Origin of the sequence: Massilia sp. IC2-477, from assembly GCF_020707265.1 — a bacterium.
Taxonomy (GTDB): Bacteria; Pseudomonadota; Gammaproteobacteria; order Burkholderiales; family Burkholderiaceae_D; genus Telluria.
Genome location: NZ_JAJFEQ010000002.1, coordinates 428,231 through 453,419 on the forward strand (window position 1 = coordinate 428,231; position 25,189 = coordinate 453,419).

At 69.2% G+C, this 25,189-nt stretch carries 22 protein-coding genes; 5 read left to right on the forward strand and 17 right to left on the reverse strand.

Annotation, left to right across the window (positions count from 1 at the left end; translation table 11 throughout):
* Window positions 1–18: 18 nt before the first annotated feature.
* The 6 genes from LK542_RS05345 to LK542_RS05370 are packed head-to-tail and all read right to left on the reverse strand — an operon-like array spanning window position 19 to window position 5,451.
* Entirely contained in the window at window positions 19–1,284 is a 1,266-nt protein-coding gene (locus LK542_RS05345) for a glycosyltransferase (RefSeq protein WP_227811094.1), read from the reverse strand.
* Window positions 1,278–2,120, reverse strand: coding sequence for a hydrolase 1, exosortase A system-associated (locus LK542_RS05350; RefSeq protein WP_227811095.1), 843 nt, complete (start codon window positions 2,118–2,120; stop codon window positions 1,278–1,280). Before LK542_RS05350 ends, LK542_RS05345 begins: the two co-directional genes overlap by 7 nt.
* Complete coding sequence (locus tag LK542_RS05355; protein ID WP_227801565.1) at window positions 2,117–2,959, reverse strand: hydrolase 2, exosortase A system-associated; 843 nt, start codon at window positions 2,957–2,959, stop codon at window positions 2,117–2,119. The genes LK542_RS05350 and LK542_RS05355 overlap by 4 nt, the downstream gene beginning before the upstream one ends.
* The gene (locus tag LK542_RS05360) at window positions 2,956–3,204 is read right to left on the reverse strand and encodes an acyl carrier protein (RefSeq protein ID WP_227801566.1); all 249 of its coding nucleotides are present in this window, start codon (window positions 3,202–3,204) and stop codon (window positions 2,956–2,958) included. Before LK542_RS05360 ends, LK542_RS05355 begins: the two co-directional genes overlap by 4 nt.
* A 1-nt stretch (window position 3,205) precedes the next feature.
* Complete coding sequence (locus LK542_RS05365; protein ID WP_227811096.1) at window positions 3,206–4,252, reverse strand: GNAT family N-acetyltransferase; 1,047 nt, start codon at window positions 4,250–4,252, stop codon at window positions 3,206–3,208.
* Window positions 4,249–5,451 (reverse strand): DegT/DnrJ/EryC1/StrS family aminotransferase, encoded by a 1,203-nt coding sequence (locus tag LK542_RS05370; protein WP_227811097.1) that lies wholly within the window; start codon window positions 5,449–5,451, stop codon window positions 4,249–4,251. The genes LK542_RS05365 and LK542_RS05370 overlap by 4 nt, the downstream gene beginning before the upstream one ends.
* 111 nt (window positions 5,452–5,562) lie before the next feature.
* On the opposite strand from LK542_RS05370, the gene LK542_RS05375 reads away from it, so the two are divergent.
* The 5 genes from LK542_RS05375 to LK542_RS05395 all read left to right on the forward strand — a co-directional run bounded on the left by LK542_RS05375 (window position 5,563) and on the right by LK542_RS05395 (window position 12,041).
* A complete protein-coding gene (locus LK542_RS05375) occupies window positions 5,563–7,155 on the forward strand; it encodes an acyl-CoA ligase (AMP-forming), exosortase A system-associated (RefSeq protein ID WP_227811098.1) in 1,593 nt (530 codons plus the stop codon).
* Entirely contained in the window at window positions 7,152–8,381 is a 1,230-nt protein-coding gene (locus LK542_RS05380; protein ID WP_227811099.1) for a pyridoxal-dependent decarboxylase, exosortase A system-associated, read from the forward strand. The genes LK542_RS05375 and LK542_RS05380 overlap by 4 nt, the downstream gene beginning before the upstream one ends.
* 108 nt (window positions 8,382–8,489) lie before the next feature.
* Window positions 8,490–9,509, forward strand: coding sequence for a glycosyltransferase family 2 protein (locus LK542_RS05385; protein WP_227811100.1), 1,020 nt, complete (start codon window positions 8,490–8,492; stop codon window positions 9,507–9,509).
* Window positions 9,478–10,473 (forward strand): glycosyltransferase, encoded by a 996-nt coding sequence (locus LK542_RS05390; RefSeq protein ID WP_227811101.1) that lies wholly within the window; start codon window positions 9,478–9,480, stop codon window positions 10,471–10,473. Before LK542_RS05385 ends, LK542_RS05390 begins: the two co-directional genes overlap by 32 nt.
* A 107-nt stretch (window positions 10,474–10,580) precedes the next feature.
* Window positions 10,581–12,041, forward strand: coding sequence for an oligosaccharide flippase family protein (locus LK542_RS05395; protein ID WP_227811102.1), 1,461 nt, complete (start codon window positions 10,581–10,583; stop codon window positions 12,039–12,041).
* Between the two features lie 33 nt (window positions 12,042–12,074).
* On the opposite strand, the gene LK542_RS05400 is transcribed toward LK542_RS05395, so the two are convergent.
* Genes LK542_RS05400 through LK542_RS05445 form a run of 11 tightly spaced genes read right to left on the reverse strand, consistent with a single transcriptional unit; the run spans window position 12,075 to window position 25,181 of the window.
* Complete coding sequence (locus tag LK542_RS05400) at window positions 12,075–13,235, reverse strand: glycosyltransferase family 4 protein (RefSeq protein ID WP_227801578.1); 1,161 nt, start codon at window positions 13,233–13,235, stop codon at window positions 12,075–12,077.
* A complete protein-coding gene (locus tag LK542_RS05405) occupies window positions 13,232–14,224 on the reverse strand; it encodes a polysaccharide deacetylase family protein (RefSeq protein ID WP_227801579.1) in 993 nt (330 codons plus the stop codon). The genes LK542_RS05400 and LK542_RS05405 overlap by 4 nt, the downstream gene beginning before the upstream one ends.
* Window positions 14,224–15,606 carry a putative O-glycosylation ligase, exosortase A system-associated gene (locus LK542_RS05410; protein ID WP_227811103.1) on the reverse strand — a complete coding sequence of 461 codons (1,383 nt, stop codon included), beginning with the start codon at window positions 15,604–15,606 and terminating at the stop codon, window positions 14,224–14,226. Before LK542_RS05410 ends, LK542_RS05405 begins: the two co-directional genes overlap by 1 nt.
* Before the next feature lie 3 nt (window positions 15,607–15,609).
* Window positions 15,610–15,738 (reverse strand): hypothetical protein, encoded by a 129-nt coding sequence (locus tag LK542_RS24810; RefSeq protein WP_267877533.1) that lies wholly within the window; start codon window positions 15,736–15,738, stop codon window positions 15,610–15,612.
* 17 nt (window positions 15,739–15,755) lie between these two features.
* A complete protein-coding gene (locus tag LK542_RS05415) occupies window positions 15,756–16,949 on the reverse strand; it encodes a glycosyltransferase family 4 protein (RefSeq protein ID WP_227811104.1) in 1,194 nt (397 codons plus the stop codon).
* Window positions 16,946–18,184 (reverse strand): TIGR04063 family PEP-CTERM/XrtA system glycosyltransferase, encoded by a 1,239-nt coding sequence (locus LK542_RS05420; protein ID WP_227811105.1) that lies wholly within the window; start codon window positions 18,182–18,184, stop codon window positions 16,946–16,948. Before LK542_RS05420 ends, LK542_RS05415 begins: the two co-directional genes overlap by 4 nt.
* A gap of 45 nt (window positions 18,185–18,229) precedes the next feature.
* Window positions 18,230–20,164 carry an XrtA/PEP-CTERM system amidotransferase gene (locus LK542_RS05425; RefSeq protein WP_227811106.1) on the reverse strand — a complete coding sequence of 645 codons (1,935 nt, stop codon included), beginning with the start codon at window positions 20,162–20,164 and terminating at the stop codon, window positions 18,230–18,232.
* Window positions 20,152–21,342 carry a TIGR03088 family PEP-CTERM/XrtA system glycosyltransferase gene (locus LK542_RS05430; protein WP_227811107.1) on the reverse strand — a complete coding sequence of 397 codons (1,191 nt, stop codon included), beginning with the start codon at window positions 21,340–21,342 and terminating at the stop codon, window positions 20,152–20,154. The genes LK542_RS05425 and LK542_RS05430 overlap by 13 nt, the downstream gene beginning before the upstream one ends.
* Window positions 21,343–21,345: 3 nt before the next feature.
* The gene (gene xrtA / locus LK542_RS05435; protein WP_227811108.1) at window positions 21,346–22,896 is read right to left on the reverse strand and encodes an exosortase A; all 1,551 of its coding nucleotides are present in this window, start codon (window positions 22,894–22,896) and stop codon (window positions 21,346–21,348) included.
* Complete coding sequence (locus LK542_RS05440) at window positions 22,887–24,080, reverse strand: TIGR03087 family PEP-CTERM/XrtA system glycosyltransferase (protein WP_227811109.1); 1,194 nt, start codon at window positions 24,078–24,080, stop codon at window positions 22,887–22,889. The genes xrtA and LK542_RS05440 overlap by 10 nt, the downstream gene beginning before the upstream one ends.
* A 3-nt stretch (window positions 24,081–24,083) precedes the next feature.
* Entirely contained in the window at window positions 24,084–25,181 is a 1,098-nt protein-coding gene (locus LK542_RS05445; RefSeq protein ID WP_227811110.1) for a FemAB family XrtA/PEP-CTERM system-associated protein, read from the reverse strand.
* Window positions 25,182–25,189 lie beyond the last annotated feature (8 nt).

The following is a 25,189-nucleotide window of genomic DNA, read 5'->3' on the forward strand; positions in this document are numbered from 1 at the left end:
CCCAGGCAGCGCGCTGCCTCAGGTCCCAGCGCGCCGGGACCGGGCCTCGGATGCGACGTCTGCCAGCAGGCTGGCCAGTTGCCGGGCGCGGGCGCTCCTCGCCTGCGCCCGCACGAACTCCGGCGCCGCGCACGGCGCACTGCCTCTGCGCGCCAATTCCAGCAGGCGGGTCAGCGCCTGCGCGATCGCTTCCCTGTCGTCGAGCGGCGCCATGGTATCGATGCCGGCCGCGCGCACGAGGGCCGCGGTGTCGCCTGCGGGATCGGTCAGCGCGAGCAGCGGGCGTCCCGCGCGCAGGTATTCGTAGAGCTTGGCCGGCACCTGGTTGTTGCAGTTTGCCGCCTGCAGGACCAACAGGCCGTCGGCTGCCAGCATTTCCGCCAGCGCGGCGCGGTAGGGCAGGGGCGGAGCGATCTCCACCAGCGCGTCGATGCCATGCTCGCGCGCCAGTTCCTTCAGCAGCGCATCGTGCACCGGCGCACGCAGCCGCAGCCGGAAGCGCGCCGGATCGAGAACGCCGGCGCGGGCCAGCCCGGCCAGTGCCGCGAACAGCGGACCCGGATCGCGCTCCGACGGGTAGACGATTCCGCTGTGCAGCAGCACGAAGGGGCGGTCGGGCGCCGCAACGGGCCGCGGCACGTCCGCTGTGGCGGCCGTGAATTCCGCTTCGTCGTAACCGTTCTCGATCAGGCAGAAGCGTTCCGGCGGCAGTTCCGGATAACGCTGGCGGTAGCTGCGCACCATGCCCGACGTGGCGCACACGGCGCGCGCGCAGTGGCGCAGCGTCCGGCGCTCGACCCAGGCGGCGGCGCGCCGCATCCAGGGATCCTGCGGCCAGCTGGCGTCGATCATCGGATCGCGCAGGTCCGCCACCCAGGGCAGCCCGGTGAGGCGGTGCAGCACCAGGCCGATCAAATGCGCGGTGGCGATCGGATAGGTGGACCAGATGACGGCGGGACGCTCGCGCCGCACCAGCCGCAAGCCGGCCCGGACGGCGCCCGGCAGCCAGCCGATCCAGCGGTCGGGCAGGGCCAGCATGCGGGTATAGCGTCCCTTGATCGCCAGGTGGCGCGCGCTGTCGAGCGCGAACGCGCGCGTCACCTGCGCCGGTCCGTCGTAGGGCGCGCCGCCGGCGTCCGCATAGGCGCGCGGATGGGCGCTGAGCACCAGGGGACGCCAGCCGAGCTCGGGCAGGTAGCGGGCAAAGGAGACGGTGCGCTGGATGCCGCTGCTGCCGCGCTGGGGCGGGAAGTGGAAGGCCACCATCAGGACCGTGTCTACCACGCGGCCATCCAGTCGCAGGTCCAGTCGACGACCTGCTCGTGCCAGTCACGCCGCGAGCAGGTATGGTCGGCGCCCGGCAGGCGGCGCAGCGTGACGCGGCGCTCGCCGAGCAGGCGGCGCCATGCGGGATCGGTCTCGGCCACGCCCGCGAATTCCTGGGCGGTCAGGTCGGCGCCGCTGAGCATCACCAGCAGGCGTCCGTCGAAGCGCGCCAAGCCGTCGGCCATGCGCTGCGGCAGCGTGGCCACGGGCCCCGGCGCCGGCTTCGCGCCCAGCGCGCTGCGCGCCACTGCCAGCGCCGAGGCGGCCGCCGAGCGCAGGTCGAAGCGCCCGGCCAGGATCTTGCTCCATAGCTCGCCCTCGAACAGGCGCCTGCGGTAGTAATGCCGGATGGTCGCGCGCGCCGCGCCGGCCTCGGTGCGCACCCAGGGATTGAGCAGGGCCAGGCCGCCCACGCGCGCGTCGCCGGCGCCGTAGAATGCGATCGCCGAGGCGCCGTCGCACAGGCCCCAGAGGGCGATGTCGCGCAGCTGCGGCGCGGCCGCGGTGAAGGCGTCGAGCGCCGCCCGGATGTCGGCACCGACTTCCTCGAAGCCGCGCGCGCGGCCCTCGCTGTCGCCCATGCCGCGATAGTCGAAGCGCATGGCGGCGATGCCGCGCGCGGCCAGGCTGCGCGCCAGCAGCGTGAACTGGCGGTGGCTGCCGGCGCGGTACTGGGGGCCGCCGACCACGATCAGCACCCCGCGCACGGGCGCGGCCGGGCCGGCCGGCAGGCTGACGATGCCGTACAGGCGGTCGCCCTCGCAGTCGAAGGAGATGGCGCGTTCGTCGATCATGGCTGCCCTCCCTGCGTCGCCGGCGCGGCCAGCGCGGCCAGCGTGGCCGCACGCAGCTGCGGACACTCGGCCGTTTCCGCCATGCTCCAGCAGGCCTCGTCGTGCACGGCCTGCAGTTCCACGGTCGCACCCTGGGCGCGCCAGATCCAGGCCTGCTGCTGCGCCGGCTGGGGAACCGGGCGCCCGGCCGCCGGCACCACTTCCAGCCAGTGCAGCGGCGCCGCCGGCGTCGCGAAGGCGCCCGCGTCGGCCGCTTCGATCGCATCCGCCAGCGCCGGGGCCAGCATGTAGCCGCCGATCTCCTGGGCTTCCACGCGCAGCGACTCGCGCAGGCGCCGGCTGTCGCGTCCGCCTTCGCCGGCCAGCATTTCGCTTGCCATGCGCATGCGCAGCAGCTGGTTCAGGTAGACCGCGCCGCGCAGCACCGGCTGCCACAGGACGAAGCGCTCGACCGGCACGGCGGCGGCGCGCGCGTAGTCCAGCGCCAGCAGCGCGCCCAGGCGCACGCCCCACAGGCCGGGGGTGCACTGCGTCCGCTCTGCCAGCCAGGCGTGGCCGAGGGCGAGGTCGGCCTTCCAGGTGTCCCAGCGCGCCTCGCCGAACTCGCCGTCGCTGTCGCCGCTGCCGTGCAGGTCCAGCTGCAGCACCGCGCAGCCCTGCGCGGCCAGCGCGCGCGCGGCCACGCTGGCCGCGCGCCGGCTGCGGTTCATCTCCTCGCCGAAGGGCGGCACGTACAGCAGCGCCGCACGCGCGCCGCCCTGGGCCGGATGGTAGACGCAATAGCGCCGTCCGGCGGCGGCAGGCAGGAAGAAATGTTCGGCAGGCGCGGGACGCATCATTGTCCGGTTTTCTGTTCCACGAAGCGCGCCAGGCTGCCCACCGTCTCGAAGGTGCTGGCGCTGATGTCGTCGTCGTCGATCATGACGCCGAACCGGTCTTCGATGGCGGCGATCACGCTGACGACCGCCATCGAGTCGAGTTCGGGAATGGCGCCCAGCAGGGGCGAGTCGGCCGTCAGCGCCTGGGCGCCGGGGCCGAGGTTCAGCACGTCGGCCAGCAGGGTTTTCACTTCGTCGAGATACATGTCATGCTCCGTTCTGTAGGTGGGCGGCGCCCCGTTCGCGCAGCATCGCATGCAGGCGCGCCAGGGCCGGCCACCGGTAATGGTTGAGATGGTAAAGAGTGCGCACCTGGTCCGTCCAGCGCGTGTGCCACTCCATCACCCTTCCGTAGAATTCGATGCGCGCGAACCGTTCTTCGTCGAACAGCGCGCGGCAGGCTTCCTCGCGCATCAGGAGCGCCGGCGACAGCCCGTCCGCCGCGCCTTCATCGTACGCGGTCTTCAGGATGACGATGGTATCGCGTTCCAGGATGCACAGGTCCATGGCGACCAGCCGCTCGCCGAACCAGTAGCGGTAGGCGCGCGCGCCGCCATCGCGGGCGAAGGCTTCCAGCATGCGGGCATAGAACCGCCCCTGCGCGTTGCCGGCGTCGACGGCGGTGCCGCCGCGCGCCTTCCAGCCGGCGCCTTCCAGCCGGCCGTAGTCGGCCACCGTGGCAGCCATCATGCCGGGCTGATCGACCACGTCGAGGCGGGTGGCGGTGCCGTCGGCGGCAAGGCGCTTGCGCTGCTTCTTGAGGTTGGCGCGCAGGTTCTTGCCGCGGCCGTTCCAGTAGTCCTCGAAGCCGCCGGTGACATCGATGCGCGCGGTCGCGATGTAGTCCAGGGTACGCATATTGTCGCCGGCGCCGGGAGCGGGACGCGGCAGCAGCAGCGGGTCGCACTGGGTCAGGCCGAGCTGCAGGGCGAAGCCGGGCAGGGCCTGGGCCAGGCCGGCGAGCAGGGACGCGGCCGGGATGCCGGGCCGCTGCAGCCACAGCCCGAGCGGCGCCTGGGCCGGCTGGAAGGTGGCCCAGCGCCCCGGGCCCTGCGGCGCCAGCACGGCCGCCGCGCACGGGCCCGCCTCGTCTTCGCACAGGGCCAGCAGCTCAGGTCCGCTGCCGAACGCTTCCAGCAGCGCGTCCACGAAGGCGGGCGCGAACATCGGCGCGGCCGGCAGGCCGGCGCGCAGCGCATCCCAGTGGGCGGCGGCGGCGCCGAAGCGCGCGGCCGGAAGCAGTCGCCACTTCATGGGGCCAGGGCCGCGCGTGCGCGTTCGCACAGCCAGGCAAGCTCGTCTTCACGCAGTTCCTGGTGCAGCGGGAAGGCCAGCACCCGGCGCGACAGCGCCGCGCTCTCGGCGCCGGCAGCCGCGTCCACGCCGGGCCACAGGGTCGAGGCGAAGCGGGTGACCGGCACGCCCCATGCGTCCAGGCGCGCGCAGACCGGCTCCGGATCGTCCACCAGCAGCGGGAACAGCCAGGGACAGGCGCCCGCCGGCAACTGCGCGAACAGGGGGCGGCAACCGGGCAGGCCGCCGAGCGCGCGCTCCAGCCGCGCATAGTTGGCGCGGCGCCGCGTCACGATACGCCCGGCGTCGGCGCGGCGCAGCAGGCGCCGCGCGATCCAGGAGGCGCGCTTGTCGACCCAGGCAGGGTCGAACTCCACGCCGCTGTCGGACGAGGCGGGGGCGAGCGCCGCGGCCTGCGCCGCCTCGCCGCGGCGGCCTTTCAGCGCGTTCCACAACAGTCCCTTGGCCGCCAGCGGGGCGGCCAGCAGGGCGTGCAGCAGCGGCAGGCGGCCGTAGGCAAAGCCGCGTTCCAGGGTGTTGAGCAGGGCCTTGATCTCGAAGGCGGCGCCGGCCGGGCGCAGCCTGGACGCCAGCGGCCGGGTGCGCGACACCAGCACGCCGCCATCGTAGGCCGGGAAGAATTTCATGCTGCTGGCGATGGCGTAGTCGCCGAATGCGCCGACCGGGCGTCCCGCGTGCTTGCCGAAGAAGCAGTGGGCGCAGTCCTCCACCAGGGCCAGGCCGTGCGCATCGCAAAACGCGCGCAGCCGCACCAGGTCCTGCGGGAAGCCGAAGTAATGGGTGACCACCAGCACTTTCACCCGCGACCCGAGCCGCGCGGCGACATCGTCCAGGTCGACCGCCGTGTCCATGCCGACGCGGTAGAACAGGGGTGTCGCGCCGCGCCACAGCACCGGCGGCACCATCGACAGGCTGTGATAGGCCGGCAGCAGCACCGCGTCGCCCGCTTCCACGCCGAGGGCGCGCAGCGCCAGCGCCAGCGCCACCCGGCCGCTGGTGACGAAGCGGGCTTCCCCGGCCTCGAGCACGCTCGGCAGGCTGGCGCGTCCGCGGCCGAACGAGGCGCGCGACAGCACCGGCGCCAGCGGCACGCGGGGATGCGCCGGCGGCGCGAGGGAAAGGGGGGCGGGAAGCGGCATGGTCGGCTGTGGTATCTGGGTCGTATTGTGCCTTGTTTCGCAGGCGAAATGGTAACATTGCGCTCTATTTGCACCGCAACACGACATGCCGCGCATGCTTCGTCTTCTTTTATGAGCGAGTTGGTCCACGACTTCATTTTCGCCTCGGCCGCGCGCACGCCGCAGGCCCCGGCCCTGGCCCATGGCGACATCCGCCTCGACTACGCCGCGCTAGCCGGCGCCGTGCGCGCCGCCGCCGCGGCGCTGGGCGCCCATCTGCGCGCGCCCGGCGAACGGGTGGCCGTGTTCCTGGAAAAGCGCGTCGAGAACGTGGCGGCGCTGTTCGGCGCCGCCGCCGCCGGCGCCGTCTTCGTCCCGGTCAATCCACTGCTCAAGCCGGAACAGGTGGCGCACATCCTGCGCGACTGCAACGTGCGGGTGCTGGTCACCTCGAGCGAGCGCCTGGCCGCGCTGGCGCCGGTGCTGGCGGCCTGCCCCGACCTGCGCGCCGTGCTGGCCACCGGGCTGAAGTCCGGAGCGGAGACGCCCGCCGCCGGCGCGCCGGAAGTGCGCGCCTGGGAAGCGGCGCTGGCCGCCGCGCCCGCATCCACGCCGGCGCGCCGGATCGACGCCGACGTCGCCGCCATCCTGTACACCTCCGGCTCCACCGGCAAGCCCAAGGGCGTGGTGCTGTCGCACCGTAACCTGGTGGCCGGCGCGCGCAGCGTCGCCGATTACCTCGCGATCGGGCCGGACGATCGCATCCTGTCGGTGCTGCCGCTCAGCTTCGACTATGGCCTGAGCCAGCTGACCTGCGCTTTCCTGGCCGGCGCCTCGGCGGTGCTGCTCAACCACCTGTTTGCGCGCGATGTCGTGGCGGCGGTCGCGGCCGAGCGCATCACCGGCCTGGCCGCCGTGCCGCCGCTGTGGAGCCAGCTGGCGCGGCTGCCGTGGCCGGCCGACTGCAGCCTGCGCTACCTCACCAATTCCGGCGGCGCCATGCCGGGCGCCACGCTGGCGCAGCTACGCGCCGCGCTGCCGCGGGCACAGGTGTTCCTGATGTACGGCCTGACCGAAGCCTTCCGCTCGACCTACCTGCCGCCGGAACAGCTGGACCGCCGTCCGGATTCGATCGGGCGCGCGATCCCGAACGCCGAGGTGATGGTGGTGCGGCCCGACGGCAGCGCCTGTGCGCCCGGCGAGCCGGGCGAACTGGTGCACCGCGGCGCCCTGGTCGCGCTCGGCTACTGGAACGACCCGGCCAAGACCGCCGAGCGCTTCCGCCCGGCGCCGGGACAGGATCCGGCCCTGCCCCTGGTCGAAATGGCGGTCTGGTCGGGCGACACCGTGCGCCGCGACGAAGAGGGTTTCCTGTACTTCGTCGGCCGTACCGATGACCTGATCAAGGTCTCCGGCTACCGCATCAGCCCGACCGAGGTCGAAGAGCTGGCCTATGCCAGCGGCCTGGTGGAAGAGGCGGTCGCGTTCGGCGTGCCGCACCCGGAACTGGGACAGGCGGTGGTGCTGCTGGCCAGCGTGCCCTGCGCCGACGAGGCCACCCGCGGCGCGCTGCTGAAGGAATGCCAGCGCCGCATGCCGGCCTACATGGTGCCGCAGCACCTGGCCCTGCGCGCCGAAGCGTTTCCGCGCAACCCGAACGGCAAGATCGACCGTCCGGCGCTGCGCGCGGCCTTCCTCGATACCTTCGAAAGCAGCATCGCATGAACAAACCTGTCCACGCCCCGCAGAACCAGTTCGCCGTCAGCGGCGGCGAACTGCAGATCGGCGGCATGCCCCTGTCGCGCCTGGCCGAACGGGTCGGCGCCACGCCCTTCTACGCCTACGACCGGGCCCTGGTCAAGGCGCGCATGGCGCAGCTGCGCGCCGCCCTGCCGGACGGGCTGAAGCTGCATTATTCGATCAAGGCCAATCCGATGCCGGCCCTGGTGCAGCTGATGGCAGGCCTGGCCGACGGCCTCGACGTGGCGTCAGGCGGCGAGCTGTCCACCGCCCTCGACACCGGCTTCGACCCGGCCGATATCAGTTTCGCCGGCCCCGGCAAGAGCATGGCCGAGATCCGGCGCGCGATCGCCGCCGGGGTATGCATCAATGCCGAATCGGCGGCCGAGGTCGAGCGTATCGCGCGCCAGGCCAAGGAGCTCGGCCTGGCCCCGCGCGTGGTGCTGCGCGTGAATCCGGACTTCGAGCTGAAGGCCTCGGGCATGCGCATGGGCGGGGGCGCCAAGCCCTTCGGCATCGACGCCGAACGCGTGCCGGACGTGGTGGCGCAACTGCGCCGGCATGGTATCGAGCCGCTCGGCCTGCACATCTTCGCCGGCTCGCAAAGCCTGAAGGCGGAGGCGGTGGTCGAGGCGCACGCGAGCGGCTTCGCGCTGGCCCTGCGCCTGGCCGAGGACTGCGCCTTCCTTCCCCGGATGCTGAACCTGGGAGCGGGCTTCGGCATTCCGTATTTCCCGGGCGAGGCGGCGCTCGACCTGGCTCCGGTGGCGGCCGGGCTGGCCGCGTGGCTGCCGCGCGTCCGCGAACGCTTGGGCGATGTGCGGGTGTCGCTGGAGTCCGGCCGCTACCTGGTGGGCGAAGCGGGCGTCTACGTGGCGCGCGTGCTCGAGCGGAAGGAATCGCGCGGCCAGGTGTTCCTGGTCACCGACGGCGGCCTGCACCACCACCTGGCGGCCTCGGGGAACTTCGGGCAGGTGATCCGCAAGAACTACCCGGTGGCGATCGGCAACCGCATGGACGCACAGGCGCGCGAGAGCGTCACCGTCGTCGGTCCCCTCTGCACGCCGCTCGACATGCTGGCCGAACGCATGGAACTGCCGCAGGCGGACAGCGGCGACCTGGTGGTGGTGTTCCAGTCCGGCGCCTACGGCCTGTCGGCCAGCCCTACCGCCTTCCTCGGACATCCGGCGCCGGCCGAGGTGCTGGTGTGACGCGGTCATGCCACAAGCAGTGCGCACGATTGGTTTAATTGCCTCAGCGAACGAAAATTGATCTAGAATAATTGTCGTTAATTTAATTGCCGTAGTGCCGAGGTAGACATGTCCAAGCCAGCTCCGGGTTCCCGGCGCATCCTGATCAGTGTTCTCAACTGGAACTGCTCGGACGAGACCGCCGCCTGCGTACGTTCGCTGGCGGCGCTCGAGAACCGCGCCGGCCACCTGCTCGACATCGTGGTGATCGACAACGGTTCGCGTGCCGAGGAATGGACCCGCCTGCAGCAGAGCCTGGCCGGCGCCGACCTGAGCCTGCTGCGCAACGAGCAGAACCTCGGTTTCGCGGGTGGCCACAATATCGCGCTGCGCCGTGCGCTCGACAGCGGCGCCGACTACGCCTGGCTGGTCAACAGCGACGCCGTGGTCAAGCCGGATGCGCTCGACCGCCTGGTCGAACTGATCGACGCCGATCCGCGCTGCGGCGCCACCTCGCCGCTGATCCTGGCGCGCGACGACGAAAGCGTGATCGATTTCTGCGGCGCCCGCCATGACTGGCCGGCGATGGCCTCGGTCAGCTCGACCTCGGTGGAAGAAACACGCCAAATGGAAGCGCAGTATCCGCGCGACATGTGGCTGATGGGCGCCGCCCTGATGCTGCGCGTGGAGGCCCTGCGTGAAGTCGGCCTGCTCAACGATTCCTATTTTGCCTATTGGGAAGACAACGACATCAGCGCGCGCCTGTCCGCCAAGGGCTGGCTGTGCCGCATGGCCTTCGACGCGGTGGTGCTGCATTGCCATCCGCGCCTGCGGATGAGCGAGAAAGGGCCGTATTATTTTTATCTGATGGCGCGCAACTCGTTCAAGTTCTGGTACCAGCATACCCCCGCCCCCTACCGCCGCATGATCCGCCTGAAGCTGATCGACCGCGCCCTGCTGGTGGCCAACCGCCTGCGCAACGGCGGCTATGACGAGAAGTGCGCGGCCTGCATGCTCGGCGTGTATGACAGCCAGACCGGCAAGTCGGGGAAGTGGAATCTCGAACGCAAGGTGCCGTGGGTGGTCGAGGCCCTGCGCCGTGCGCTGTGGCGCAACCATGCCCGCCACTTCCGCCCGGGTGACGCCTGAGCCACATGCGGCCCGTTCCCTGCCTGCCATGAACCATCCTGACATCACGTTTTCGGTCGTCATACCGAATTTCAACAACGGCGCGACGCTGGCGCGCGCGATCGACTCGGTGCTGGCCCAGACCTGGCCGGCGCACGAGATCATCGTCATCGACGACGGTTCCACCGACGATTCGGCGGCGGTGGCGGCGCGTTATGGCGACCGGGTGCGCTACGTGCCACAGCAGAATGCCGGCGTGTCAGCGGCCCGCAACAACGGGGCACGCCTGGCCACCGGCACCTGGCTGGCCTTCCTGGACGCCGACGATACCTACATGCCGGAACGCCTGGCCGCCCACGCACGCTGGATCGCGCGCGAACCGGACATCGATTTCCTGTTCGCCGACCAGGACTTCCGCGAGCCCGACGATACCCATCTGCAGTTCTCGATCGACGCCTGCGCCGCCGGCCGCAGCCTGGTGGCGCGCCATCCGGGCCAGGTCGAGATCCCGATCGCCCAGGACGATTTCGAGGCCTGCATCGCCGATGGTTTCGCCGAGATCCGCACCCTGTCGCTGCCGCGCGTGACCTTCCTCAAGCTGGGAGGCTTCCCGCTCGAGCACAAGATTGGCGAAGACATGTATTTCTTCATCCGCCTGTATGCCGCCAGCCGGCGCGGCGGCGTGGTCAACCTGCCGCTGTCGGTGTATTACATCTACCCGGGCAGCGCCCTGCGCAAGGATCCGGTGGCGGCGCAGCGCAAGTACGTCGCCACGATCGCGGCCCTGGACGAGGAATTGCGCGACGCGCCGGCCGGGATCCGGCGCGGCTGGCGCACCAGGCTGCGTTATGGCAGGCTGAGCCTGGCATACATGCACCTGCGCGCCGGCCAGCGCCGGGCGGCGGTCGCCGCCGTCGCACCGCTCATGTGGAGCAATCCTTCGCTGCGCTCGCTGCGCGACATGGCGTCGGTCATGCGAGGATAGGCGGACCGGGCTGGTGCAGTCCTGTCCTGAACCCGGCGAGCCGCTTCGCCATCGTCAAGGTCCTTGGTAGTGCCGCGAATAGGCAGTTGCCGGAAAGTATATGAAGCATGGCCAACCTGCGCCGCTCACTAGTCATTAATTTCTTCTCGTCGTCGAGCGCCGCCCTGGTGCAGTTCCTCGTCAGCGTGCTGCTCGCGCGCATGCTCAGCCCGAGCGAGATCGGCGTGTTCTCGATGACGGTGGTGTTCGTCACCATCGCCCACATGTTCCGCGACTTCGGCGTCGCCACCTATATCCAGCGCGAGCCCGAGCTCACCCCCGAAAAGATCCGTTCGGCACTGGGGATCCTGTACGCCACCTCGTGGTCGCTGGCGGTCGGCCTGTTCGCCCTCAGCGCGCCGCTGGGCGACTTCTTCAACGAGCCCGGCATCGTCCCGGTCATGCGGGTGCTGGCCCTGGGCTTCATCGTCATCCCGTTCGGCTCGCTGACGCACTCGATGCTGCTGCGTGAACTGGCGGCGGACAAGCAGGCCGTGGTGACGGCGGCCGGCACCATCGCTTACTGCGCCAGCTGCCTCATCCTCGCGGCCCTGGATTTCGGCACCATGAGCCTGGCCTGGGCCAACCTGATCAACATCTGCACCTGCGCCCTGGCCTACATCCCTTTCCGCCCGAAAGGCATGCCCTGGATCCCCTCGCGCCGTGGCTGGGGGCGGGTGATCAACTTCGGCGTGGGCCAGCTGTTGACCAACTGTATCGATGCCGCCAACGGCTCGATCGCTGAACTCGTGCTGGGCAAACTGGGCAGTGCACGCCATGTCGGCCTGTTCAGCCGGGCCAACTCGACGGTGTCGATTTTCAGCTACCTGGCAGGTACCACCGTCACCTATGGCGCCCTGACCTATCTGTCGCAGGCGCATCACCGCGGCGAATCGCTGGTGCCGACCCTGCGCCGCGCCGTCACCCTCCTGACCGGCATCGGCTGGCCGGCGCTGGCCCTGACGGCGGTATTCGGGCGCGACCTGGTGCTGGCGCTGTACGGTCCTACCTGGCTGGACAGCGTCCCGGCGATCCTGCCGCTTTGTATCGCAGCGTGCTTCTACCTGCTGTTCCAGTACACGCCGAGCGCGCTCGCCTCGATCGGACGTCCCTACCTGGGCGCGATTCCGCAAAGCGCCACCCTGGTGATGCGCATTACGCTGGGCGTGCTGCTGTTCGACGGGACCCTGGTCAGTTTTGGCTGGGCAGTCTGCCTGGCGACGATGTGCGTCGTGCCGGTCATGCTCTACCTGCAGTACCACTACCTGCAGTTCAAGCCTTCGACCCTGTTCGCCAGCGTCATGCCGAGCCTGGCGGTGGCGGTGTGCTGTACGGTGATCGGCGAAGCGCTGCACCTGGTGTTGCCGGAGTCGCTGCCGGCAATGGCGCGGCTGCTGCTCGCGTTTCCTTTCGTGCTCGGCACCTGGTACGGGGCCTTGCGCCTGATTTCCCACCCGCTCGTCAACGAACTGCACCTGCTGGCGGGCAGCGCCAGGCTGCGCCTGTCGCGCTTCGGTCGCGCTTCCTGAAAGAAGCCGGCCGCGCCGCGGCCGGTCCGCGCTTCAGGCAAAGCGCTCGAGTACCGCCGTGATCGCCTTCGTATGGGACTGGATCGAATAGCGCTGCGCCGTGGCGGCGGCCGCGCTTTCCATCTGCGCGGCCCAGGCCGGGTTGTCCAGGATGCGCAGGATGGCGCCAGCCAGGACGGCGGGATCGCGCGGCGCGATCAGGAGCCCGTCGACTTCATGGGTGATGACGTCGAGCGGTCCGCCTTCGTTGGATGCGATCACCGGGCGCCCGACCGCCATGCCTTCCAGGAAGGTGCGGCCGAAGGGCTCGGGCTGGGTCGACGCGTGCACCACGACCGAACTGATGGACAGGATCTCGGGAATGTCCTTGCGTCCCCCCAGCAGGTGGACGCGGCCGGCCACGCCGGGCGCCTGCACCAGCTCCCCGACCTTGCGCGCGAACACGTCGTCGCGGCCGTAGGCGGCGCCCACCAGCAGGATGTGCGCGTTCGGGTAGCGCGCGAAGACCGCCGGGGCCGCCTCGAGCAGCACATCCTGCCCCTTCCATTCGATCAGGCCGCCCACCAGGGTGATGACCGGCGCATCCGCCGGCAGGCCCAGCTCGCCGCGCAGGCGTGCTGCCGGGCTGCGCGGACGGTAGACCCCGAGATCGAGGCCCTCGGGCACCACGGTGCATTTGTCTTCCGGCACGCCGAGACCGACCAGCTGCTGCTTGACGGCTTGTGACACCGGGATGCAATGATCCAGCCATGACAGGACCAGCCGGTTGCTGCGCGTGTCGGCGTGGAAGCCGCGCGCGTGCAATACCAGGGGCAGGCCCGCCATGCGCGCCGCCATGGCGGCGGCGACGTTGCAGCTGGCGTCATTGTTCAGATAGACGATGCGCGCGCCCTGGCGACGGAAGGCCCGGTAATACTTGAACGCATAGGGCAGCAGGTTGCACACGTTGTCGATCATCGACGCGAAGGGCACGCGGCGGTCGTACAGCCAGCCCCGTCTCACGATGTCGACCGGCGCCAGGTGCCGCCAGGACGTCTGCGCCGCCAGTTGCCGGTACTGTTCGGTGCCCAGGCTGGTGTACAGGAGCGGGGTATAGCGCGGATCGAGCTGTTCGAGCATCGCCATCAGCGAAATGACGGCGCCACCGAAGCCTGCGCCGTTCTCGCAGAATGCGACAGGTACCGGTGCAGTCATTGTTCTTCTCCGAGCCAGCGCAGCAGGCGCAAGGCAAACATCAGGGGCCTGGCGTCCCAGGGACGGCTGCGCGGCAGCTGGTAGGGGTGGTCGCGGCCGGAGGCGGCGCCGACCGCCGTGGTGAAGGCCGCGCGGTAGCCGGCCGACTTGACCATCTCCACGTGGCGCTGGTCGAAATCGACGCCCTGCTTGCCGTTCGGGTAGGCGAACAGTTCGACGGGGCGTCCGGTGACGCGCTCGAGGTGGTGCTTGCCGTCGGCGATCTCGCGGAACGCCCGGTCGTCGTCGAGCCTGGCGAGGATCGGATGGGTGACCGTATGGCCGCCGATCTCGATCCGGTACTGCATCAGTTCACGGATCATGTCCGCCGTCAGCATCAGGTGCTGGGTCAGATCCTCCCTGGCCAGCTGCTGGAGCCGGCGCAGCATGGTGTCGCGCGCTTCCGGCGTCAGGTACTTGCAGCGTTCGGTCATGGCCGCCGCGCTCGCCTTGCACTGGGCAGTGTCGGCGAGCGGGTAGACATCCATGCCGATGTCGCGCAGGTCGATCGCGCTGTCGTGCGAGCGGCGGACCGCTTCCAGGATCACGTCGTTCCACATGCTGCTTTCGTCTTCGATGTGCCCGCTGGTGACGAATACGGTCGCCGGCAGCCCACGTTCGCGCAGGATCGGCAGGGCCAGCTCGTGCACCGTGCGGTAGCCGTCGTCGAAAGTAATGGCGACCGCGCGCGGCGGCAGGCTGCCGTTGCCGAGGCGCGTGATCGCTTCGCCGAGCGGCAGCACATTGAAGCACGAGGCCAGCAGGTCCATCTGCCAGCGGAAGGTGTCGACCGTCGGCTCCGAGTCGAGCAAGGGGTCCGGCTTGTGCAGGATCCGGTGGTAGTTGACGATGCACAGGCGCCGCTTGCCGGCTTCGGCGGGAGCAAGCGCATTGCCGGCGGTGCGGATCAGCGGCGCCGCGCAACGCATGCTGAGGGGAAGTGAGTTCACTATCGAGCGACTTTCTCTGGCAGGCCCACCGGCGGCGCGACCGGCGCCGTCCTGTGCAGCGGTACGGCTTTGCCCGCACCCGCGACCTGTGCCAGGGCCGCCGGAAGCAGCCGTCGTTCCAGCACGATCACGAGTGCGAACAGGGTGAAGATGAGATCGAAGTAGGCGAAGCTGAGGGCGGCGCCGCCCAGTGCGAAGGCGAAGATGCTCAGCTGGATCATCGATGCCGCCGTGCCCACCCAATGGTTGCCGAGCTGGCGCCTGGCGATGCGCGCCACCTTGGCCGCCTTGAAGAAGGCCATCGCCAGCATGGTGACATAGATGAACAGGCCGCCGAAGCCCTGGTCGCCCAGCACCTGGAAGTACACGCTGTGGGCGGCGCGCGCGAATTCGACCGGCACCGCGTCGCCGGTGTAGAACCACGAGTAGGCGTCGAAGTCCTTGATCAGGGCACGCCAGATGGCGAAGTTTTCCAGCGCCTTGAAGCCGCCGCCGAAGATGGGATTCTGGGTCGCCAGGATGAAACTGAGCTTCCAGGCCACCACGCGGCCCATGAAGGAATCGTCCTGGTTCGCCGTTTCGATGGTGTTGATGCGGTCGGTCCATTCGGAAGTGACGACGAAGGACGCGGCGACGACCAGGACGGCCGCCAGGCTGCCGAACAAGAACTTGCGCTTGCTCTTGACGAACAGGTAGCCCGCCACCGCCAGCATCGAGATGAAGCCGCCGCGCGACTGGGTGCCGATCACCGCGAACACCAGCAGCGCCATGCTGCCCAGCAGGCCGAGCTGGATGATGCGCGAGCGCTGGCCGTATTCGCCCAGCAGGTAGGCGCAGATCGGGAGCGTCATGACGAAGGCGACTGCAAGCTCGTTGCGGTCGCCCAGCACGTGCCCGCTCATGCCGGCGATCGCATGGCCGCCGCCACTGGCGATGAATTTCAGCGCTTCGAGATTGCCGTAGAAGCCGACCGACAGGACCACGCCCCAGAGCAGCATATCCAGGTGCAGCTTTTTCTCGACGATGAGCAGGACGAAGATGAACAGGGCGATCACTTTCCAGAAGCGGTTCCAGTAATCCCAGGCGACTTCCTGGTTACCGATCGCCATGATCGTGCTGATCGTGGTCCAGACGAAAAACAGCAGCACCATGGCGCCCAGCCCGCTCAGCTGGAACTTCGGCTTGTGCTTGCTGAAGATATAGGTCAGGATCGTCACGCCGGCGATCAAGAGGTTGTAGCGGATGCTGCTGGCGGCGCCGTACACCCAGCCGTTCGGGAAGAACAGCGCGGTCCACGGCCACATGCCCAGCGCGATGAAGGGGCGCTTGAACATGAAATACAGCAGTGCCGGCAGGATCGCCAGCAGGAAGAGATCGCGCATCGCCTAGCCTTTCCCGTGGCGCGCAGGGGTGTCGGCGTCGGGCTTCGCGTTTTCCTTCTGGTCTTCACGCAGCGCCCAGAAGCACAGGTAGGCGACGGCAAGAAGGTCCAGCATCCACAACAAGGATTCCATGGTATTTCCGGTTCAGTTCAATACGGGGTCGAGGAAAGCGCCGCGCGACGGGGCAGCGCGCGTCCGGCGAGCACGTCCGCGAACAGGCGCAGCTGGCCGGCGCTGGTGTCGTCCCAGCTGAAGCCTTCGGCATAGCGGCGCGTCGCGGCGCGGTCGGGGTAGTTGGCGCGCAGCGCATTGACGGCGTCGGCCACGCCCTGCGGGCTGCGCTCGCGCATCAGGACGCCTGCTTCGGGCGCCGCCACCACTTCCGGGGTGCCGTAGACGCGGCTGGCCACCACCGGGGTGCCGCAGGCCATCGATTCGAGCAGCACGTTGGCCCAGCCTTCGCGCGAGGAGGCCAGCACCAGCGCGTCGGCCGCGCCGTAGTGCGCGCGCAGCTGGGCCTGGGGCACGGCGCCGAGGAATTCCACGCGCTCGGCCACGTTGTGGGTGCGCGCGAGCGCTTCCAGCATTGCGCGGTTCGGGCCGTCGCCGGCCACCACCAGGCGCACGCCGGGCAGCAGCGGCAGGGCGGCGATGATCAGTTCCTGGGCCTTGACCGGCACCAGGTGGCCGACCGTGAGCAGGGTGAACATGCTATTCGCCTGGCGCTCGGTGGGGCGGAACAGCTGCAGGTCGACGCCGTTGCGCAGCGAAGTCACACGGTTCGCGGGCACGCCCAGCGCCACGACTTCGTCGCGCAGCGCATTGCACACCGTGATCACGGCGTCGGCCCGGTTGGCGGCCCACTTGATCATGCGGCGCGGCAGCGTGTATTGCGGCAGCAGCGTGATGTCGGAGCCGCGCGCGGTGATCACCAGCGGCTTGTTGAACCAGCGCGCCAGCAGGGCCGCGGCCACGCCGTCCGGGTAGAAATAGTGGGCGTCGATCAGGTCGAAGTCGAAGCCTTCGTCGATCAGGCGCGCAATCGCCGGGCGCGCGGCCTGCGCCAGCAGGAAGGGCGCCACGTTCATGCCGAGCTTCGGGATCGCGGCATAGCGCGGGTGCTCCACCTGCAGGCCGTGGCGCACTTCGGCGCGCGGGACTTTCGCCATCTTCGCGTAGTTGCCGAAGCGTGGGTGCGTCGAAGGGAACCAGGCCACCGGCGCCACCACGCGCGCCTCCACCTGCCCGGTTGCGACCAGATGGCGCAGGCGGGTTTCGACGAAGATGCCGTGGCCCGGCTTCTCCGTGTTCGGGAACAGCGTACTGAAAGTCAGGATCTTCATGCAGCCTGCGATTCGGCCGAGCGGGTGGCTGGACGCTTGGCCAGGCGTCCGTAGATGTTCTGGTAGCGCGCCACGCTGACCGGCCAGTTGCGTTCGGTCTCGACGTAGTGGCGGCCGGCCGCGCGCAGGGCCGGCCACAGGGTGTCGGCGTGCAGCAGGGCGGCGACCTTGTCGGCCAGCGAGCGCGGATCGTTGGCCTTGAACAGCACGCCGGTCTTGCCGTCGGCGATCAGCTCGAGGTGGCCGCCCACGTCCGACGCGGCCAGGATGCGGCCCTGGGCCATCGCTTCCAGCGGCTTGAGCGGGGTGACCAGGTCGGTCAGGCGCATCGACAGGCGCGGGTAGACCAGCACGTCGAGCAGATCGTAGTACTTCTGCACCTGCTCGTGCGGTACGCGGCCGGTGAACACCACCTTGTCCGTGATGCCCAGGTCCTGGGCCAGCTGGCGCAGCTGGGCGTCCTGCGGCCCGCCGCCGACCAGCAGCACGCGCAGGTCCGGGATGTCGGTGGAGAGGCGCGGCACCGCGCGCAGCAGCACGTCCAGGCCTTCGTAGGCATAGAAGGAACCGATGAAACCGATCAGGCGCGATCCCTGCAGGCCGAGTTTGCTCTTGAGTTCCTGGTCGGCGCTGCCGCCCACCGAGAACTTGTCGATGTCGACCGCGTTCGGGATCACCGTGACCTTGTCGGCCGGGATGCCGCGCGCAACGATGTCTTTACGCAGGCCTTCGCAGATGGTGGTGACGGCGTCGGCGCGCTTCAGGGCCCAGGTTTCCAGCGCCCGGGTGGCGCGGTAGCGCAGGCCGTTCTCGCTGCTGGTGCCATGGTCGACCGCGGCGTCTTCCCAGAAGGCGCGCACCTCGTACACCACCGGGATGCCGAACTTCTTGCCGGCGCGCAGGGCGGCGACCGCGTTCAGGCTGGGCGAATGGGCGTGCAGCACGTCCGGTTTCACTTGCGGGATGATTTCCTCGAGGCGCCGGGTGAGGCCGTCGATGACTTCCTTCTGGTTCAGCACCGGCAGTTTGGCCAGCGCGCTTTTTGACGTCGGGGTGCGGTAGAAGTGCAGGCCGTCCACGGTCTCCTCGAGCTGTTCGCCCGAGTTCTGCTTGGAGCCGGTGACGTGGAAGGTTTCCCAGCCGAGCGCGCGCTGTTCGCGCAGGATCGAGCGGGTACGGAAGGTGTAGCCGCTGTGCAGGGGGATCGAGTGATCGAGGACGTGGAGGACTCGCATGTTCTTGTGGTTCCGGTTGCGCTTGTTGCGTTGGTCGTTCTTGTTTTATGCGGCGACGGCGATGGCCGGCGCGGGTTCGGTCGCCGCAGCGGCGCCGTTCTTGCGCAGGAAGGCGTCGAACATCAGCACCGACCACAGGGTCGTGCTGTGGTCCTTGGCTGCGGACTGGTGCTCGTCCACCATCTGCTTCAGGAAGGCCGGGTTGAAGATGCCGGTGTCGAGCAGGGCCGGGTTAAGCACGGCGCGGCGCATGGCGTCCGCCAGCGGGCCGCGCAGCCAGGCCGCCAGCGGAATCGAGAAGCCCTGCTTCTTGCGGTACAGGATGTCGTCCGAGAGGAAGGGCTGGAGCGCCTTCTTGAACACGTGCTTGCCTTCGCCGTTGCGCAGCTTGGAGCCGGACGGCAGGCCGGAGACCCATTCCACGAACTGGTGGTCGAGCAGGGGCACGCGCACTTCCAGCGCATGGGCCATGCTGGCGCGGTCGACCTTGGTCAGGATGTCGCCCGGCAGGTAGGTCTTCATGTCCAGGTACTGGATCAGCGACAGCGGATCGTCGGTCGGGGCGTTCTTCGCATAGCTGCGCATCACCTCGACCGCGCGGTAGCCCTGCAGCTTCTGCTTGAAGCCGCTGGAGAACAGCTGGCTGCGGATGCGGTCGTTGTTGATCGACACGCCGTGGAAGTAACCCTCGGTGAGGTCGCGCGCCAGCGCTTCGAAGGTGGTCTTGGCGCGGAACACGCGCGGCGCCCAGTCGGCCTTTGGATAGACGGCGCCCAGCACGCCGAAGATGGGCTTGCGCACGGCCAGCGGCAGCATCGAGCGCACGCGGTTCTCGCCCATGGCCATGCGGTGGCGGCGGTAGCCGGCGAAGTTCTCGTCGCCGCCGTCGCCCGACAGGGCCACGGTGACGCGCTTCCTCGCCAGCTGGCACACGCGGTAGGTCGGGATCGCCGAGCTGTCGGCATACGGTTCGTCGTACAGCGCCGCCAGGGTGTCGAGCAGGCCGTAGTCGTCCTTGTCGACGGTTTCGCACTGGTGCGTGGTCTTGTACTGCACGGCCACCTGGCGCGCGTAGTCGGATTCGTCGAAGGCCGGGTCGTTGAAGGCGATCGAGCAGGTATTCACCGGGCCGTCGCTCACGCCAGCCATCATCGCCACCACGGCGCTGGAATCGACGCCGCCCGACAGGAAGGCGCCCAGCGGCACGTCCGAGATCAGGTGGCTCTGCACCGCTTCGCGCAGGCGCGCGACCAGCTCTTCTTCCATGGCGTTTTCGCTCATGGGCGCGTGGGCGGTGAAGGGCACGTCCCAGTACTGCTTCGATTCCGGCACCGGTTGGCCGACGCGCAGGGTCAGGGTGTGGCCCGGCAGCAGCTTCTTGGCACCGCTGAAGATGGTACGCGGCTCGGGTACGTAACCATAGGCGAAATATTCCTCGACCGCCAGCGGGTCGATCTCGCGTTTCAGACCGGGCAGGGTCAGCAGCGACTTCAGTTCCGAACCGAAGGCGAACATGCCGTCGTCCAGCAGCGCGTAGTGCATCGGCTTGATGCCGATGCGGTCGCGCGCCAGGAACAGGGTCTGATTCGGGCGATCCCAGATCGCGAAGGCGAACATGCCGCGCAGGTGGCCCACGCAGGCTTCGCCCCACTGTTCGTAGGCGTGGACAATGGTCTCGCTGTCCGAGGGCGTGCGGAACACGTGGCCCAGACCCTGCAGCTCGGCGCGCAGCTCGCGGAAGTTGTAGATCTCGCCGTTGAACACCAGGGCGAGGGTCTCGTCCTCGTTGAACAGCGGCTGCAGGCCGGCTTCGAGCGCGATGATCGACAGGCGCCGGTGGCCGAAGCCGAGGCCCGGTTCCAGGTGCAGGTCGCCTTCCACCGGACCGCGGTGGAACTGGGTTTCGTTCATCCGGTGCAGCAGGTCGCGGTCGATGGCGCGGCTGCCCTGCGTGTCAAAAATTCCAACTATTCCGCACATGGGGTGATCGCCTTATTCGGTGTTTTTGGTGTTGTCTTGGTCTGGCACAGTTCGTCGTACAGGGCGACGTAGGCGGCCAGCATGGCCTGCATGCTGTATTGCTGTTCGATCCGGGCGCGCCCGGCGGCGCCGTGGCGCTGCGCCAGGGCGCGATCCCTGACATAGGGGGCGATGGCGGCGGCCAGCGCCTGCGGGTCGCGCGCCGGCGCAAGCGTGCCGCTCACGCCCTGCTCGACCAGGTCGGGAATGCCGCCGACCGCGGTGGCGACCACCGGCAGGCCGCTTGCCATCGCTTCCAGCAGGGTGACCGGGGTGCCTTCGGCGATCGAGGACAGGGCGAACAGCGAGAAGCTGCGCATCACCGGCGCCACGTCGCTGCGCGCGCCGGCAAAGCAGACGCTGGCCTCCAGGGCGCGCTCGCGTACCTGCGCTTCGAGCTGGCCGCGCAGCGGGCCGTCGCCGACCAGCACCAGGCGCAGCTTCGCCTGCGGCAGCAGGGCGCGCAGCTGGACGAAGGCCTCGACCAGGGTCGCGTGGTCCTTCACGTCCTGCAGGCGGCCGACGGTGCCGATCACGAAGGCGTCGGGGTCGCTCTGCCAGGCCTCCAGGGGACCGGCGACGCCCGGACGGAAGCGTTCGGTATCGACGCCATTGTCGATCAGCTGGATCTTGCGCGCCGGGATGCGTACCACGCGCTCGAGCCAGCCGCGCAGCTCGTGCGAGACCGGCACGTAGCGGTCGATGAAGGGCAGTACCAGGCGGCGCAGCAGATTGTGCTTCGGGTTGACGCCCTGCGGGTCGCGCGCGTCGCGGCCATGCTCGGCATGCACCCGCACCGGCACCCCGGCGGCCCAGGCGGTGGCGGCGTACTCGATGGTGCCGAGGTTATAGGTGTGCAGGATGTCCGGGCGCAGCCGGCGCAGCAGGCGGAACAGGTCCGTATGCGTGCCCAGCGCCAGCCCGGCCGGCTTGTGCAGCGCGAACAGCTCGACATCGGGGCGCGTGATGCGCTCGGCGAAATCGGTGTAGTCGGTGAGGCAGATCACCGCGTGCCGGTAGCGTCCGGCCGGCATGCGGTTGATGGTGTCGACCAGCAGCGTCTCCAGCCCGCCGATGTCGAGGCGGTAGATCAGGTGCGCCACCAGCGGCGGCTGCGGGAGGGTCGATACAACGTTCATGCTTCAGCGTCCCCGGGCCGCCACCAGCGCGGCGTCGACCGCGTTGAAGTTCTGCGCCAGGAAGACGCGCAGCGCGGCGCGCGCCGCTTCCTCGCCGTCCGCGGCCGGGGCGGCGATCGCCACCAGGGCGCCGTCGTCGCCGTGGAACATCAGCTTGGCCTGGGCCTGGCGCAGCTTGCCGGCCACGTTGCTGGCGGTGTACTGGCCGTCGATCCACATCAGGTGCCAGACCACCAGCGGGCTGTCGCCGCCGTCCAGCACGGTTTCGCGCAGCGCCAGCGTGCGTGCGCCGGCGCTTTCGGTGCGGACGCTGGAAGCAGTCTCGTGCCAGACGTCCTTTTCGCCCGCCAAGCGGTTGACGGAACTGATCAGGCCCTTCTGCTTGCTCTGGTTGCGGTAGTACAGCAGCTGCAGCTTGACCGGACGGCCGTCCGGCGCACTGTAGGCGCGCGCCAGGCGCGCATCCGGTTCCATGTAGCGCACTTCCCAGTCGGCGAAGCCGGCGGCGTAGGGCCAGCCCAGCTTCGGTTCGGGCAGGGCCACTTCCTGCGCATTGTGGTTGGCGCGTTCGTTGAAGGCGGCAAACGCCGGCCACACGGCGCACAAGGCGACGACGGCCAGCGCCATCGGCATCAGCGGGCGGGCGGCGCCCTGCACCCGGCCGGCGGCGGCCGGCGCGGCAGCGATGGGCTGCTCATCCTCGCGCCAGTAGCTGCCGATCCAGAACATGATGAACATGATCACGCCGAAGAACAGCCAGCCGTAGACCAGGTGGTCGACGCCGGTGGCCAGTTCCATGCCGCTCATGTGGCCGATCATCACGATGCCGTAGGCGCGCAGCCAGTTGGCGACGATCGGGACCACGATCGACAGGCCGATGAAGACGGCGCGCCGCACATTCGAGCGGTAGGTCAGGTAGGCGTACAGGCAGCCCAGGGTGATCGAGGAGATCAGGTAGCGGATACCGCTGCAGGCCTCGACCACCGACCAGCTGCCGCTCGGCAGTTCGAAGCGGGTGCCGTTGCGCAGGACCGGGATGCCGGTGGCTTGCACCGCCCACACGGTGAAGTCGGCGGTGTAGTTGATCAGGGGCCCGACGAAGATCTCGCCGAAGGGCACCGCGAACAGCAGGAACAGCAGGGGAAAGGTGAATTTCGCGGCCAGGCGCGGACCCAGCAGGGCGAGAAACGCCAGCGGGAACATCGAGACGAAGGCGTACTGCATCACCACCTGCACGTCGGCGATGCGGCCGGCCAGCCAGGCGGCGCCGGCGCCGGCCAGCAGGACCAGGGCCGGGCGCCAGGGCTGGGCCGGCAGTTGGCCGAACCAGGCGCGCTGGCGCCAGATCAGGGCCAGGCTGATCGGCAGGATCACATAGCCGTGGGCGAAGGTTTCCGAGCTGTTCCAGGTGTCCACCATCGAGCGCACGGTGCCCAGGTAGAGCAGGAAGGGCGCCAGCAGCGCCAGCGCCAGCGGAAGGTAGTTGGCGCGCGCCGGCTGCGCGGGCGCGTCGATGCCGGCCTTGATCACGCCGGGTGGAGGTGTCAGATGCATTCGAGTCGCTCCCCGATGCAGGCCAGGTTGCTCGGCCAGCTGTACTTGCGTTCGACCCTGGCGCGTGCGGCCAGGCCAATGTCATTGCCGCTGCGCGCCAGCAACGCGGCGACCGCGTCGGCGAAGCCGGCGGCGTCCTGCGCCAGCACCAGCTCCTTGCCCGGTTCGGCCTCGATGCCCTCGAGCGCCTGCGGCGACACCACCACCGGGGTGGCCATCGCCATCGCTTCCAACACCTTGTTCTGGATGCCGCGCGCGATGCGCAGCGGCGCCACCGCGGCGCGCGCGTGCGCGATGTAGGGCCGCACGTCGGGGACGGTGCCGGTCACCACGATGTTGGGCTGCCTGGCCAGTTCCAGCACGGCCGGGGTCGGGCGCGCGCCGACGATGTAGAACACCAGGTCGGGGAAGCGCGCGCGCAGCAGCGGCATCACGTCCGCGGCGAACCACTGCACCGCGTCGACGTTGGGCCAGTAATCCATGGCGCCGGTAAAGGCGATGGCGCGTTCGCCTTCCTTGAAGGGGGAGGGGCCGGCGGCCGCGGGCGAGAAGTAGTCGGTGTCGACGCCGTTGCTGAAGAAGCCGATGCGCGCATCGCTCTCGGGCGCCAGCTGGCGGAACAAGGCTGCCTCGGGCTCGGACACGAACAGCGAGGCGTCGTAGTCGCGCGCCACCTGGCGCTCGTAGGACAGCAGCTGGCGCGCCTCGTGGCGGTACAGCCAGCTCATCGGCCAGGACTTCTTCTCGGCGTACTGCCGCCATTTGTCCGAGTCGACGTCGCAGAAATCGACCACGCGGCGCGCGTTCGGGTACTTGTCGGCGTACTGCGCCATGGCGGAAGAGAACACCAGCACGCGCTCGATCCTGTGCGCGCTGACGGTCTGGTCGACCCAGCGCTGCATGGTGGCGTCGCGGTAGTAGTCGAGCGAGAGCGAGCGGTTCTTGACCAGCGCGCCAAGGCTGCGCACCCGCGAAAGCAGGGGGTTCAGGCTGGCGAAATGGCTGCTGGCGCACATCTTCTCCACGGTCGGCACGTGCTGCCAGTCGTCGGCGTCGTCCACAAACGTAGCCAGGTGCACCCGGTAGTCGCGCGCCAGGTGCTTGAGCAGGTGGTAGGAGCGGATCTTGTCGCCCTTGTTGGGCGGGTAGGGGATCCGGTGGATCAGGAGCAGCAGGTCTTCCACGTCTTATCCCAGGTTGCGCACGATGTAGGGGCCGAGGAAGTTCGCCACCGGCAGCGGCAGTTTCTTCCACATCTTGATGAACAGCTGGTACTTCGGGTTCAGCGGATTGTTATCCGGCAGCTTGTCGGACGCATACAGCTTGTATTCATACGGCAGCGGCTCGGCGGTGAAGCCCCAGTTCTTCTTGAAGTCGTAGGCGCCGGTGCCCAGCTTGCTGCGGCCGTAGTCGAAGATGCGGCAACCGCGCGCGGCCGCTGCCTGCATCAGGTTCCAGTACATGAAGTCGTTGCCGGCCACTTCGCGCGCCAGGTCCATGCCGCCGCCGTAGTAGGGCACCACTTCGTCGCGCCAGTAGAAGGAGAGCACCGAGGCCACCAGGCGGTCGTCGCCCGTGTAGATGCTGCGCACCTCGCATTCGTCCCCGAAGGTCTGCTGCAGCAGGGCGAAGTATTTTTTCGGGAACACCGGGGTGCCCAGGCGCAGCACGCTGTTGGCATAGGCTTCGAACATGCGGTCGACGTTGTTTTCGACCACGCCCTTCAGGCCCAGCTTGATCCCCTTGCGCACCATGGCGCGCTGCTTGCGCGGGATGGCGTTCAGGTTGGCTTCGTCATCAAGGCTGATCTCCTTGCGGAAGGTGACGTACAGCTCCTTGGTATGCCAGCTTGGATCGTCCGGATGGATGCGCTGCATGCAGCGGTATTCCAGGTGGCCGACGCCCAGTTCGCGCGCCAGCTTGTCGGCGGCCTCGTCGAGCAGGCGGCGCGCGCCCTCGTCCAGCGTGGCCGGCCCGCCGTAGACGCAGAAGGGCATCGCGCCCAGCGAGTGGCCGAACAGGCGGCTCTTGATCTCGGCGAGGGGCAGCACGCCCTGGATCTGGCCGTCCTGCTGGACGTAGTAAAACCAGGTCTTGATGCCGAAGGATTGCTCGATCACCTTCTGCCAGCCGGACAGGTGGAAGAAGGTGGCGTCCGGGCAGGCGCGCACGAAAGCGTCCCAGCGGCCGTATTCGTGCGGCTGCAGGAGGTGGAGCGTTTGCGGTCCGGTGGCCAGCACCGGGGCGGCGCGCTTGGCCTGGGCGGCTTCGATGATCGAGTTCATGGCTGAGG

What these genes read in the sequence shown, in the direction of transcription:
- LK542_RS05395 (WP_227811102.1), top strand. Translation starts at nt 10,581, where the DNA reads ATGGCCAACCTGCGCCGCTCACTAGTCATTAATTTCTTCTCGTCGTCG.
- LK542_RS05355 (WP_227801565.1), bottom strand. Translation starts at nt 2,959, where the DNA reads ATGATGCGTCCCGCGCCTGCCGAACATTTCTTCCTGCCTGCCGCCGCC.
- LK542_RS05360 (WP_227801566.1), bottom strand. Translation starts at nt 3,204, where the DNA reads ATGTATCTCGACGAAGTGAAAACCCTGCTGGCCGACGTGCTGAACCTC.
- LK542_RS05415 (WP_227811104.1), bottom strand. Translation starts at nt 16,949, where the DNA reads ATGAAGATCCTGACTTTCAGTACGCTGTTCCCGAACACGGAGAAGCCG.
- LK542_RS05350 (WP_227811095.1), bottom strand. Translation starts at nt 2,120, where the DNA reads ATGATCGACGAACGCGCCATCTCCTTCGACTGCGAGGGCGACCGCCTG.
- LK542_RS05445 (WP_227811110.1), bottom strand. Translation starts at nt 25,181, where the DNA reads ATGAACTCGATCATCGAAGCCGCCCAGGCCAAGCGCGCCGCCCCGGTG.
- LK542_RS05430 (WP_227811107.1), bottom strand. Translation starts at nt 21,342, where the DNA reads ATGAACGTTGTATCGACCCTCCCGCAGCCGCCGCTGGTGGCGCACCTG.
- LK542_RS05375 (WP_227811098.1), top strand. Translation starts at nt 5,563, where the DNA reads ATGAGCGAGTTGGTCCACGACTTCATTTTCGCCTCGGCCGCGCGCACG.
- LK542_RS05390 (WP_227811101.1), top strand. Translation starts at nt 9,478, where the DNA reads ATGCCCGCCACTTCCGCCCGGGTGACGCCTGAGCCACATGCGGCCCGT.
- xrtA (WP_227811108.1), bottom strand. Translation starts at nt 22,896, where the DNA reads ATGCATCTGACACCTCCACCCGGCGTGATCAAGGCCGGCATCGACGCG.
- LK542_RS05425 (WP_227811106.1), bottom strand. Translation starts at nt 20,164, where the DNA reads ATGTGCGGAATAGTTGGAATTTTTGACACGCAGGGCAGCCGCGCCATC.
- LK542_RS05385 (WP_227811100.1), top strand. Translation starts at nt 8,490, where the DNA reads ATGTCCAAGCCAGCTCCGGGTTCCCGGCGCATCCTGATCAGTGTTCTC.
- LK542_RS05380 (WP_227811099.1), top strand. Translation starts at nt 7,152, where the DNA reads ATGAACAAACCTGTCCACGCCCCGCAGAACCAGTTCGCCGTCAGCGGC.
- LK542_RS05420 (WP_227811105.1), bottom strand. Translation starts at nt 18,184, where the DNA reads ATGCGAGTCCTCCACGTCCTCGATCACTCGATCCCCCTGCACAGCGGC.
- LK542_RS05370 (WP_227811097.1), bottom strand. Translation starts at nt 5,451, where the DNA reads ATGCCGCTTCCCGCCCCCCTTTCCCTCGCGCCGCCGGCGCATCCCCGC.
- LK542_RS05365 (WP_227811096.1), bottom strand. Translation starts at nt 4,252, where the DNA reads ATGAAGTGGCGACTGCTTCCGGCCGCGCGCTTCGGCGCCGCCGCCGCC.
- LK542_RS05400 (WP_227801578.1), bottom strand. Translation starts at nt 13,235, where the DNA reads ATGACTGCACCGGTACCTGTCGCATTCTGCGAGAACGGCGCAGGCTTC.
- LK542_RS24810 (WP_267877533.1), bottom strand. Translation starts at nt 15,738, where the DNA reads ATGGAATCCTTGTTGTGGATGCTGGACCTTCTTGCCGTCGCCTACCTG.
- LK542_RS05410 (WP_227811103.1), bottom strand. Translation starts at nt 15,606, where the DNA reads ATGCGCGATCTCTTCCTGCTGGCGATCCTGCCGGCACTGCTGTATTTC.